This window comes from Flavobacterium luteum (genome assembly GCF_008806775.1).
Taxonomy (GTDB): Bacteria; Bacteroidota; Bacteroidia; order Flavobacteriales; family Flavobacteriaceae; genus Flavobacterium; species Flavobacterium luteum.
Genome location: NZ_WAEM01000010.1, coordinates 1 through 13,390 on the forward strand (window position 1 = coordinate 1; position 13,390 = coordinate 13,390).

General features: G+C 32.5%; 9 protein-coding genes. 7 read left to right on the top strand and 2 right to left on the bottom strand.

Annotated elements, in window-relative coordinates; all coding sequences use genetic code 11:
* Together F6464_RS13305 and F6464_RS13310 are read right to left on the bottom strand one after the other, a co-directional pair.
* On the bottom strand, positions 1-3,182 hold a 3,182-nt coding region (locus tag F6464_RS13305), incomplete at its 3' end, for a hypothetical protein (protein WP_151108445.1).
* Positions 3,183-3,203: 21 nt separating this feature from the next.
* Positions 3,204-3,806: a hypothetical protein gene (locus F6464_RS13310; RefSeq protein WP_151108446.1), complete on the bottom strand. Its 603-nt coding sequence runs from the start codon at positions 3,804-3,806 to the stop codon at positions 3,204-3,206.
* Between the two features lie 639 nt (positions 3,807-4,445).
* On the opposite strand from F6464_RS13310, the gene F6464_RS13315 reads away from it, so the two are divergent.
* The 7 genes from F6464_RS13315 to F6464_RS13345 all read left to right on the top strand — a co-directional run bounded on the left by F6464_RS13315 (position 4,446) and on the right by F6464_RS13345 (position 13,390).
* Positions 4,446-4,925, top strand: a complete 480-nt coding sequence (locus F6464_RS13315) for a nucleoside deaminase (RefSeq protein WP_225318091.1) — start codon at positions 4,446-4,448, stop codon at positions 4,923-4,925.
* A gap of 11 nt (positions 4,926-4,936) precedes the next feature.
* On the top strand, positions 4,937-6,337 hold the full coding sequence (locus F6464_RS13320) for an FAD binding domain-containing protein (RefSeq protein ID WP_151108447.1): 1,401 nt from the start codon (positions 4,937-4,939) through the stop codon (positions 6,335-6,337).
* Positions 6,334-8,583, top strand: coding sequence for a xanthine dehydrogenase molybdopterin binding subunit (locus F6464_RS13325; protein ID WP_151108448.1), 2,250 nt, complete (start codon positions 6,334-6,336; stop codon positions 8,581-8,583). The genes F6464_RS13320 and F6464_RS13325 overlap by 4 nt, the downstream gene beginning before the upstream one ends.
* 41 nt (positions 8,584-8,624) lie before the next feature.
* A complete protein-coding gene (locus tag F6464_RS13330; protein WP_151108449.1) occupies positions 8,625-9,533 on the top strand; it encodes an XdhC family protein in 909 nt (302 codons plus the stop codon).
* A gap of 112 nt (positions 9,534-9,645) precedes the next feature.
* A complete protein-coding gene (gene allB / locus F6464_RS13335; RefSeq protein WP_151108450.1) occupies positions 9,646-10,971 on the top strand; it encodes an allantoinase AllB in 1,326 nt (441 codons plus the stop codon).
* Entirely contained in the window at positions 10,953-11,972 is a 1,020-nt protein-coding gene (gene alc / locus F6464_RS13340; protein ID WP_151108451.1) for an allantoicase, read from the top strand. The genes allB and alc overlap by 19 nt, the downstream gene beginning before the upstream one ends.
* 83 nt (positions 11,973-12,055) lie before the next feature.
* Complete coding sequence (locus tag F6464_RS13345; protein WP_151108452.1) at positions 12,056-13,390, top strand: urate hydroxylase PuuD; 1,335 nt, start codon at positions 12,056-12,058, stop codon at positions 13,388-13,390.

Below are 13,390 nucleotides of genomic sequence, written 5' to 3' on the forward strand. Positions count from 1 at the left end.
TCAAAAGCTCTAGTTTCATAACACGCTAATGCAGTAGTTGGTTCTACAGGTTGAGTTCCTGATGTTACCCAAGCACAAGTTACAGTATCAAAAGCTCTAGTTTCATAACACGCTAATTCAGTAGTTGGTTCTACAGGTTGAGTTCCTGAAGTTACCCAAGCACAAGTTACAGTATCAAAAGCTCTAGTTTCATAACACGCTAATGCAGTAGTTGGTTCTACAGGTTGAGTTCCTGAAGTTACCCAAGCACAAGTTGCAGTATCAAAAGCTCTAGTTTCATAACACGCTAATTCAGTAGTTGGTTCTACAGGTTTAGTTCCTGAAGTTACCCAAGCACAAGTTGCAGTATCAAAAGCTCTAGTTTCATAACACGCTAATGCAGTAGTTGGTTCTACAGGTTTAGTTCCTGTAATATCCCAAGAACAAGTATTTGTGTTGAATGTTACTGTTTCGTAGCAAGCTAATGTTGGTTCTGGAACCGATGGACAAATTACAGTTATATAAACGATAGCTGTATCACAATTTGACAAAGTACCATTTTCACATATTTTGTAAGTAATAGTATAATTTCCAGATGGAGTTCCAGAAGGAACAGTTATTTGTCCATTAGAAGGATTAACAAAAGGAACTAGACCTCCATTGATAGGATTAGCAGGATTAAGAATCGTTAAAGTAACTTGACTTGTACTTGTTTGATTTCCATTTAAAGTATCAGGACCATTTCCGTTGTTATTAAATATATTACCTAAATTTAAATTTCCAGTTAAGCCATTTACACCACTAAAAGTATCATCATTAGCTACAATCTTTTTACATTTTGAGATTGTAAATGGAAAACGACATTCACTATTTCCGGGAGGAATTGCATAATAATTTACTGTCGATCCATCTATTAAAGGAAAAGGATTAGTTTCTGTATATTGAATAGACGACATGGTTACTGGATAAGTATCATAAAAAAGAGATCCAACAGGGAAGTTAGAAGCTATAGCTGATGGTGTTACCAGATTAGTTCCATTGCAATACGAAAAGTTTCTTACCAATGGTGCATTTTGACAGTTTGAAGCAACATAACTTGCTCCGTTAATTCCTACCGACAATGCTTGCGCAATTGGTTGTCCAAGACAAGCACCATTTGAAGTATACCCTTGTATTAATTTAGTTCCAGTAAAAGAGATACGAGTTGTTGCACCTATACCTGAAGCTGTTCCTTCAACAAAGATGGTAGTTCCACAGCTTGCATTGCTTAAAATTTGACAATCAAGAGTTGCTTTTATTTTGAAACTTAATTTTGCCAAAAGTGTGTTAGGATTTGCTGGGTAAGGTAACTTGCCAAAATCCCAAACAATAGAACCTGTTGCTCCTAAAGTAGGGTCAAAAGAAATACTATTTGGTGTTGGTAGGGGTGAAAATAGAATCGTTCCTACTGCACTTCCAGCTACATAAGTTGCATTATAAGGAATAGGTACAATTATTTTGTAATTATCAATTGCTTCTGTACCTAAGTTTTTTACGTCTACATTTAAAGCTATTTCTTGCCCTGGTAATGAAGAAAATGGTTGAGAAGCTGTGGGAACATTATTAATTGATGTAGCAGTCAATACTCCTTCCACTTCTGGTATATAAGCATCTACAGCCATCGCAATTGCAAATATGGAATAAGTGTCACCATTGGTAACTGCAGTTCCATATTTAAATTTGGTAGCAGTTTGACTATTACCAATAACTGTATTTCCACTATTTGGAACATTAAACATACTGATATCAATACCTGTATTGTTTTGCAAATTTGGATTTCTAAAAGCACCACCAGTATTTATAGAAGAGTTAAAGAAATTGGTAGCAGAGTTTCCAGAGTGATTTAAACTTAAAAAACTAGCATCGCTCTTTTTTTGAATTTGAAAATAATCGCCTGTAAAAGAAACGTCACCTTCACTTGCCATTAATCCTAATTTTACTCCAACATCACCAGTTTGTACTGTATTAAATCCAGCGACATCTAAATCAAACCCTGAAGCATTACCTGCTTGTACATAGGCATAACCATCAAAAATAGTTACATCACGGTATTTCATTTTAGCATTTTCATATACTACAATTATACCCCATCCCCCAGAATAACCAGTTCCTCCAGGATTTCCTTCTAAAAGAGCAATATCTGCTGCAAAATATTCACCTATACCATTTTGTTTTACATAGGTAGTAATTTCTTTGTATGCAGAGAAAATAGCATCATTAGTTGTTCCTGTTGGATAATAGATGTCAGTAGGATTAGCTGTAAACTGAGTGTAGGTAGAAGAATTTGGCCCCTTTAATGAAATGACTCTTTTATCATAATTTTTGGTCAAAGTAGTTAATGCAGGAACTAATCCTGAAACATTTACTAAAGCGGATGATGTGTTTTGAGTGTCAGTAGTACTTAAATTAGTTGCAGCACTTCTTATTAATTTGTTGATTTTTATAGTGACTGTTCCATCAGTAATAGTGTATGGAGTTGTTAAAGTTGCTTCAGTATTAGATCCATTTACGGTAACAATCACATTTGTTTCTGCCCCATTATTTACTCTTACAGTAACTCTATTGGTAGCACTACTATTATAAAAATTAAAGACATAAGTATTACCATTGCCAGTAAAAGTATAAATAGGGTTTCTGTTTGAACTACTTGGATTGTTTCTAGTAACAGACAAAGCATAATTAGTATTGGTAATATTATCATTATGATTTACTGTCAAATTATTATTAATGGTTTGTGTGCCATTAGGAATTTGCTTTGTTGCTGTAAATGTATTATTTGGTGATGATTTCCCTGTCCAATATAGACCTGCATAAATAATATTAGAACAACTTGGTATCGCACCATTTTCATTAGAAAATGCTAAAGTTGAAGATGATGAATTCCATGTGTTTGAATCATTATCTATGTCAACATATTGCATATTTTGACCATTGTTGTTTTGAGTAATATTATAGTTTTGAGGCGTTAAGTTGGTGTTTCCTAACATCGTAAAATCACCTTTTACATTATAAATTGTCTTACCAGTAGAAAACTGAGACGTCCTCTGCTTAAAAGGAACTGCAACTTGAGCATTTGTAGTAATGGTTGTCCCTAATAAGAAAACAATTATTACAATTAGGTACTGAAGTTTGTTGGTTATCGATTTGAAGTATATTTTTTTCATAATAATTTAATTTATCAATAATTATTGACTATTGTCGCCATTTTCAATAGTATAGAATACAGTATATTTTTCATTATAGTTACGAATCATTTTAGATATTGTAGATTCATTAACAGCTACATTAGAAGAAATGTAAACGTATTTTAATTTCTTAAAACTTGAAAAAACAGACAAATCAATAGCAGAATTTAATTCACTATTGCTATTGATTTTGATAGTTACAATTTCAATATTGTTTTTTAATAAATTTGAATTGCTTATTTTATTTAAGTTTTGAAATTCCACAAAGAAGTTTTTTGGGTTTTCTCCATACGTTTTTATCACGCCATTGTTGAAATAAATGGATGGCTGAACATCATATAATAATTTTTCCAAATTAGTTTTTTCAGGTTTGCTTTTTCTAGATGTTAAATTATTATTTTTTAAAGTAGAAATATAAGTCTTAACCTCCATGATTTTTGGAGCTTCAATATCAATTTTTCTAGTTTGACCTGAAATCGTAACATTAAAAAAAAGAATTATTAGCAATAGAAGTAGTCTTTTCATAAATAAAACAGCTGGTTTTTCAAACAACATAAAGGTGCTCGGGTAATTAATAAATTGCTTTGGGACATTTGTTTTCATAATATTAATATTTTAATTCTTATGTTTAATAATATTTTCAATAATTCAGAAGATTCCTTAAGTTAATTTTTGACCAAATTACTCACAAAAATGATTTTTTAATAATTTTTTCTACGAATTACAATAAAATCAGTTCAAATGTTATTTTTTAACCTTTTTAACATATTCTTTTTGCATTATATTTATCATTTTAAATATTTATCAGAATATTAAATAATAAACTATTTTAATTGCTATAATGTTTAAAGTTTTATTTAACACTTTTTGACACTTCAAATCTACTTTTAAAATTAATATCTACCAAAAAAATAATCGATTAAATACAAAAATAACAGATAAAGTGCTAAAATATGTATATTTTATATGTAAAAGATTACAAAAATAAATTATTTTTTAAAATAAAATTACACAAGAATAAAAAAATTAGTTTTGGTTTAAGGATTAAATGGACTCTAAATCTTTTTTTTTATCATCAAAAGAGCTTTAAATTTATCGAAATTAAAATCTTAGTTTATTATTTTTAATCAAAAATCATCTAAGCTAAAATGATAAACAGAATTCATAACAAAATCATTCATTTATTAATTAAAAAAGATACAATACCAATATTTTCATATATATTTACAAAAAAATACAGAAATGCGCTCAATAAAACAAAATGAATTTATGCAGGAAGCTATTCGGCTTTCTATAGAAAATGTAACTTCTGGCAAAGGTGGTCCTTTTGGAGCAGTAATTGTTAAAGATGGTAAAATAATTGCTCGTGGTGCAAATGGAGTAACTTCTACGAATGACCCAACTGCTCATGCCGAAGTGGTTGCTATTAGAAATGCTTGTGCAGCATTAGGAACATTTCAACTTGATGGATGTGAAATCTATACGAGTTGCGAGCCTTGCCCTATGTGTCTTGGTGCTATTTATTGGGCAAGACCTGACAAAATGTACTTTGCAAATACTAAAAAAGATGCTGCTGATATTAATTTTGATGACCAGTTTATTTACGAAGAATTAGAACTGCCTTATCTAAATAGAAAACTACAAACCGAACAGATAATGCGTGATGAAGCGCTAGAAGCCTTCAAAATTTGGTCAACAAGTATCGCAAAAATTGAATATTGATACCTTAATATATGATTGAATTCATTTTAAATAATCGGCTTATTCAAACCGATAATCTCGCAAGTACTACATTACTTGATTTTATTCGTTACGATGAGAATTTACGAGGTACAAAAATTGGTTGTCGTGAAGGCGACTGTGGAGCATGTACTATATTAATAGGTGGTATGCAAAATGGTAAGTTGGATTACATGAGTGCGACCTCATGTTTAACACCATTACCTAATGTAAATGGGAAACATGTAGTAACTGTAGAAGGTCTCAACTTAACCGATAGATTAAACCAAGCACAACAAGCAATGGTAGATTGCTCAGGAACGCAGTGCGGTTTTTGTACTCCTGGATTTATAAACTCCATGTGCGGTTATGCTTTAACTACTGTAGAACCTAGTTTAGAAAGTGCAGTAAGTGCTATAGATGGAAATATTTGTCGTTGTACAGGATACAAATCTATTGAAAGAGCTTCTGCAATATTGACTGAAAAGTTGCTAGAAAAAGATCACAGCCAACCTTTAGACTGGTTAATAAACAATAATTTTATTCCTAGTTATTTTTCAAAAATTGAAGAACGATTAGCAGTTTTAAAGTCAGATTATACTTCAAATGAAGGTGTCCCAATAGGTGGCGGTACCGATTTGTATGTTCAAAAGCATGATGAATTGCATGACATGAATTTGAATTACCTTTTTGATAAAAAACATTTAAATGGAATCACTTTTGAAGGTAAAAGATGCGTGATAAAATCCGAAGTGACTGTTTCTGATTTAATAACCAATTCCATTTTATTAGAAGCTATTCCTAATTGGTATAATTATCTAAAACTAGTTTCTTCAACACCAATTAGAAACATAGGAACTATAGCGGGTAATTTAGCAAATGCATCTCCCATTGGTGATTTTACCATTATATTATTGGCAATGAAAGCGACTATAACTTTAACCAATAAAGCAAATGAAAATAGAAAGTTGCCTCTTAAAGATTTTTATTTAGGGTACAAAACTCTTGATAAATCGAATGATGAAATTATTTCTGAAATTTCATTTGAATTACCTTCAACGAATAGTCAATTTAATTTTGAAAAAGTATGCAAGCGCCAATATCTCGATATTGCTAGTGTAAACACAGCTTGTACAATTGAAACAAATGGTGAGAATATTACCGACGCTGATTTTTCTATAGGAGGTGTTGGTCCAATACCTAAATATTTAGAAAAAACAAGTGCTTTTTTGATCCATAAAAAAATGGAACCAAGTAGCATTTTACAGGCTGAACAAATTTTACAAACAGAGTTAGCACCCATTAGCGATGCAAGAGGAACAAGTGATTACAAACGATTGTTGGCAAGACAGTTGTTTTTTTCTCATTTTATAACACTTTTTCCAGAAACAATTAAAATGGAGGATTTGATATGATTAATATAGACGCTCACAATCACGTTAAAGGAAAATCCATTTATTTGGATGATATTCAAGAATTACAGGGCACATTATATGCCTTGCCGTTTGATGCTACTGTGGCTCATGCAAAAATAGTAAGTATCAATTTAGAATCTGCACTGAATGCTCATGGAATAGAAACCATTCTTACTGCTAAGGATATTCCTGGAGAAAATCAAATAGGTGGAATTATTCCAGACGAACCTCTTTTTGCTGATGGTGAAGTTCATTTTAGAGGTCAAGTAATCGCTTTAATTATAGGAAAATCCGAGCATCATTGTCGTCAAGCTGCAAAGCTCATCAAAGTTGTTTATGAGGAATTACCCATTATTACAGATGCAAGAGAAGCGCAAGCAAAAAATAAACTAATTATGCCGCCAAGATCCTTTACGCTTGGAAATACTTCAGAAGTTTGGTCTACATGCGATTATGTTTTTGAAGGAAAAACGGAGGTAAACGGACAAGAGCATCTTTATATAGAAACTCAAGGCGCTTATGCTAGACCTAAAGAAGACGGAAGTATTATTATTTCTTCCTCAACTCAAGGACCAACTGCTGTTCAAAGAATGGTGGCTAGAGTACTTGGGATTCCTATGCATAAAATAGAAATTGATACCGTTCGTTTGGGTGGAGGATTTGGAGGAAAGGAAGATCAAGCTACTCCTTGGGCGGTAATGGTTGCATTAGCTTCTCAACTGTTACATAAACCAGTAAAAATGGCTATGCATCGTATGGATGACATGCGAATGACAGGAAAAAGGCATCCTTATTCCGCCGATTTTAAAATTGGTTTAACTAAAGATTTAAAAATCATAGCTTACGAAGTAACTCATTATCAAAATGCTGGGGCTGCCGCTGATTTATCTCCAGCAGTAATGGAACGTACTTTATTTCATTCAACAAATGCATACTATATTCCAAATGTTTTAGCAAAAGCCTACAGCTGTAAAACTAATTTACCTCCAAACACAGCCTTTCGTGGTTTTGGTGGACCACAAGGTAAATTCGTTATTGAAGCTGCAATTGTAAAAGCTGCAGAATCACTCGGAATTAATCCTGCAGTGATTCAAAAAGCAAACTTAGTTGTAGATGGTAATGAATTATCATACGGTCAAATTTTACAACAAACCGAAGCACATCATACTTGGGATGAGTGTATGAATAGCTTTCAATATAATCTTCAAAAAGAAAGAGTTGAAACATTTAATGCTACTAATTCAAGATTTAAAAAAGGTCTTGCTGTACAGCCTATTTGTTTCGGAATATCATTTACAAACACCATGATGAATCATGCTCGTGCTTTAGTACACATATATCATGACGGAAGCGTTGTGGTAAGTACAGGCGCTGTTGAAATGGGGCAAGGAGTGAATACCAAATTGCTTCAAATTGCTACTGAAACTTTTGGAATTAAGCCTTCTAGTGTTCGAATAGAGTCTACAAATACTTTAAGAGTAGCAAACACCTCTCCAACTGCCGCTAGTGCTGGTGCCGATTTAAACGGAAAAGCGTTACAAATGGCATGTAATGCACTTTTAGACCGATTAAAAGCGGTCGCAAATCAAGATTTCGAAAATGCAACAATCGCAATAAATGATGAAGTTATTTATGCAAATGATTTAAAAACAGAGGTAACATGGCATCAATTAGTTACTAAAGCATTTACGCAAAGAGTCGCATTGAGTGAGAATTCACACTATGCAACACCAACCATTCATTATGATAAAACAAAAGAGAAAGGACACCCTTTTGCATATCATGTATACGGAACTGCGATTATAGAAGTTACTCTAGATTGTTTGAAAGGAGTTTATAATTTTGATAGTGTAAATATCGTTCACGATTTTGGTAAAAGCATGAATGCGACTATTGATAATGGACAAATAGAAGGAGGATTAGTCCAAGGAATTGGGTGGATGACACTAGAAGAGATTATATATAATGATCAAGGACGATTGGTTTCTAATGCTTTATCAACTTATAAAGTTCCAGATATTTATTCGGTGCCAAAGCAAATAAACATAAAACATTTAGATACTGCGGGTCACGAATTAGCGATTAATAAATCTAAAGCTGTTGGAGAACCACCTTTAATGTATGGTTTAGGAGCTTATTTTGCCATTAGAAATGCTGTTAAAGCATTTAATCCTAATGTTGATTTGGCTGTAAATGCACCTTATACTCCTGAAAAAGTATTAATGGACTTGTATAAAAAAGCCTAATTTATTTTCAAGTTTATTATAAACAAAACAGAACTTGAATTATGGTTTTAGATTTTTATGCCAAACTAAAAGAACAATTGCTTCATGAAGAAAGAGTAATTTTAATGGTAGTAATTGACAATGAAGGTAGTAGTCCGGGAAGAAGAGGGTTCAAAATGTTTGTAACTAAAAGTCAAATGTTCGGAACAATAGGAGGAGGAATAATGGAACATAAATTGGTTGAGTACGCTCAAAGGCTGCTGGAAAAACCTGTTTTTGATCCTTTTGTAAAAAAACAAATTCATGATAAATCAGCCATAAAAGATCAATCAGGAATGATATGTTCAGGGCAACAAACCATTGCTTTTTATGATTGTGGTAAAGCTTTTCTTTTAGTAATTGAAAAAATTTTAAATCAAAATAACGATTTTATTTTTTACACAAATAAAAATATTGAAATTAACGAAGTAGAAAATGCAGAATATTTTTTTAAAGAATCAACTCAATTGGTTCAAAAAGTATACATAATAGGAGGAGGGCATGTTGGGCTAGCGTTAAGTGGAGTATTAGCTAAACTAAATTTCGAAATTCATGTTCTAGATCATAGAGATAATTTGAATACAATGAATGCCAATCGATTCGCTCATTTTCGAGAAACCATCGATTTTGAACAGATAGAAAAATACATTCCTGACGGCGACTCTATATATGTAGTCATTATGTCATTTGGTTATAGAACAGATGATATTATTTTGAGGCGGTTAATCAATAAGAATTTCAAATACATAGGAATGTTGGGTAGTAAAGAAAAGATAGCTACTTTGTTTGCAAATATGATGGCTGATAATTTTGATAAAGATAGACTTGCAAAAGTATATGCTCCAATTGGTGTTGATATTAAAAGTGAAACGGCTTATGAAATTGCCATTAGTGTAGCTGCTCAGATAATAAGTGTTAAAAATCGCAATTAAATAATCAATTAGGTGCTGATTTTTAATAATACCGCAAACAATTATTGGGATTTTAGTATAATTAAAGATACATTTGTCTTAGTATAAATAAGAATAAAATTGATAATAAAAAGTGCAAGTAAGAAAAATATATAGCAATAGGGTTTGGATAGAAAAAAAACTGCAACCAGCTACTGTAAGTTTTATAAACAGTAGTATTACCGCTATTGATTTTAAAAAATTAAATGATACTGAAGATTTTGGTAATGCTGTAATTATGCCCGGAGTTATCGATGTTCATGTGCATATTAACGAGCCAGGACGAACAGAATGGGAAGGTTTTGAAACTGCCACTCAAGCAGCAGCAGCTGGAGGAACCACCACAATAATTGATATGCCTTTGAATGCAAGTCCTGTAACTACAACTTTACAAGCGTTTCAACAAAAATTGGATGCTTCAGTAGGAAAAATGAATGTTAATGTTGGTTTTTATGCTGGACTAATCCCAGGAAATATTCCACATTTAGAATCGCTATTGCAATCAGGAATATTAGGAATTAAATGTTTTTTAACACATTCTGGAATTGATGAATTTCCAAATGTTACCGAAAATGATTTAGATGAAGCGATGCCAATAATTGCTAAATACAATATCCCATTATTAGCACACTGCGAATTATATGATAAAGAAGTTGATTCTGACTTTGAAAATCATCCAACTAGCTACCAACACTATTTAGCCGGCAGACCAAAAAAATGGGAAAATGAAGCCATAGATTTAATGATTAGAATGTCTCGCAAACACAATTGCCCAGTTCATATTGTTCATGTAGCATCTGCAGAAGCATTATCTAATATTGAAGCGGCCAAAAAAGAAGGTTTGCCTATTACTGCTGAAACCTGTACACAATATATTTACTTTAATGCTGAAGAGATTCCAAACGGAAATACAATATACAAATGTGCACCACCTATAAGAGAAAAAGCAAATAATGAGCAATTGAAAGAAGCTTTTGTTACTGGTGTTTTAGATTTTATAACCACCGATCATTCACCAGCACCACCATCAATTAAAGAAATCGAAACTGGCAATTTAAAAAAAGCCTGGGGAGGCATAGCAGGAATTCAGTTTTTGTTGAGTGGTTCATGGACAGCAATGAAAGATACAATGACATTGGAACAATTTATTCCGCTTGTTACTTCAAAACCGGCACGTTTTATAAAAGCAAATTTAAAAGGAACAATTGCTGCTGGAAAAGATGCTGATTTTGTGATTTGGAATCCTGAAGAATCTTCAGTTATAAATGAATCAGATATCTTATTTAAACATAAAATAAGTCCTTACATTTCACAATCATTAAGTGGTCGTGTTTTAGAAACGATAGTAAACGGGGGAACTGTTTATAAAAATAAATCAATTACGAATAAAAATAAAGGAATATGGCTTTTGCAAAAGTAACAGAAATAATTAAAGAATCACCAGCATTTACTCAACTTACCGACTTATCTGCCGAGCGATTAGGCGGTAAAGTGTTGTTTGCTACTGATGATTTTTTTGCTGAAAAAGAAAACTTAATTGCACCAACTCGCGGTGTTTTTATTACAGATAAATATACCGATAGAGGAAAATGGATGGATGGTTGGGAAAGCCGACGTAAAAGAACTCCTGGACACGATTGGGCAATTATTCAGTTGGCAACCTCTGGAAAAATTACAGGTTTTGATATTGATACTAATTTCTTTTTAGGCAATCATCCACCACACGCATCTATTGAAGCTATAAACATTACTAATGCTGACGGGATTACCAATTGGGAAAATTTAGAATGGAAGGAAATTTTACCAAAATCACATTTAGATGCAGGTTCTCAGAATTTCTTCGAATGTAATAGTACTGAAATTTATACGCATTTACGTTTACATATATACCCAGATGGCGGTGTGGCTCGTTTAAGAGTATATGGAGAAGTATTTAAAAACTGGGATGCCGTTGCTGCCAATCAGGAGATTGATTTAGCTGCTGCAATAAATGGTGGGCAAGCCATTGCATGTAATGATATGTTCTTTAGCGACATGAGTAATTTAATCATGCCAAATCGCGGAGCAAATATGGGTGATGGTTGGGAAACCAAAAGAAACCGAACTCCAAACAATAGAGATTGGGTTATTGTAAAACTGGCACATAAAGGAACTGTAGATAAAATTGTTGTAGATACTTGTCATTTCAAAGGGAATTACCCTGACAGTTGTTCTATTGAAGCTTGTGTTTCAGAAACTGATGATGTTGAAAATACTGCAAAATGGGAAATACTATTGCCACAACAAAAACTAAGTGCTGATACTATTCACGAGTTTGTATCTCAAATCAATCCATCAAAAGCCATTACACACATACGATTAAACATTTTTCCCGATGGCGGAATTAGCCGATTACGAATCTTTGGTAAAATAAGTAAATAGTGATTATAAGTACATTTATACTAGTTGTTTTATATGTAGTTTATTTTGGTGTATTAATTACGCTGGGATATGTTTCCTATAAAATGCCTAAATTTAAAATTGGTAAGTCTGAAGAAAATTCAGAGGAGACTTCAGAAATAAAAGTAACGAGTCAAAACTATATCTATACGGGTATTCTTTTAGCTGTAATTGGAATTCTTGTAAACACCTATATAGTAGTACAAGGCACACCTCTAGAAAGCCACATGATGGAATGGCTCAACATTGTCATTCGATTAATGCATATTACTTTTGGTATCGCTTGGATTGGAGCCTCTTTTTATTTTGTATTTCTTGAAAATGCATTAAATAGAACCGAAGATGTAAGAGAAGAATTGGCTGGAAATCTTTGGGCAGTTCATGGTGGTGGATTTTATTATTTAGAAAAATACAAAATAGCTCCTAAAACTATTCCAAAACATTTGCATTGGTTTAAGTACGAAGCTTATTTTACATGGCTTTCTGGTTTTTGTTTGTTGTTTGTTGTTTATTATTTTAATGCATCTGCTTTAGTTATTGATAAAAATGTATTAGATATTTCTGCGACTCAAGCCATTTCAATTGGTATTGGATCATTCGTAGTATCGTGGATAATTTATGATTTCATGTGCAAATCCAGATTAATAAAAAATCAATTGGTTTTTTCAGTAATAGGGTTTTTAATTTTAATAGGTTTTGCTTGGTTTTATTGTCAAGTTTTTAGTTCGAGAGCAGCCTATATTCATTTTGGTGCTATGATTGGCAGTTTAATGGTTGCTAATGTTTTCTTTGTCATTATTCCAGCGCAAAAAGCTATGGTACATGCAGCAAAAATGGGATTGCCTTTAGATCCTACTCTTGGTAAAAACGCATTAGCCCGTTCCTTACACAATAATTATTTTACTTTACCTGTATTGTTTGTTATGGTAAGTAATCACTTTCCATCTACATTTGGATATGAATATCCTTGGCTCATCTTGGTAATTATTTCATTAGGAGCAGCAGGAGTAAAGCACTATTTAAATCTCAAAGAGAAAAAGCAACTCAATGTTTGGATATTGCCAGTATCCATTTTGATTCTTTTAGCAGCTACTTTTATTTCAGCTCCAAGTACTAATCCTTATGAATGCAAAAAAGAAGTAAGCATTGTTGAAGTGCAAGAGATTATCCAAAAGCGATGTGTGCAATGCCATTCTTCTTCACCAACAGATGAAGTCTATAAAGTTGCTCCAAATGGAGTAATGTATGACACTCCAGAAGATATAGTGAAAAAGAAAGATTTAATTATGCAACGTGTGGTTATTACCAAAACGATGCCTCAGAACAATAAAACAAATATTACTGATGAAGAAAGAAATATTCTTCGTTGCTGGATTGAACAAGGCGCAAGCCTCAAATAA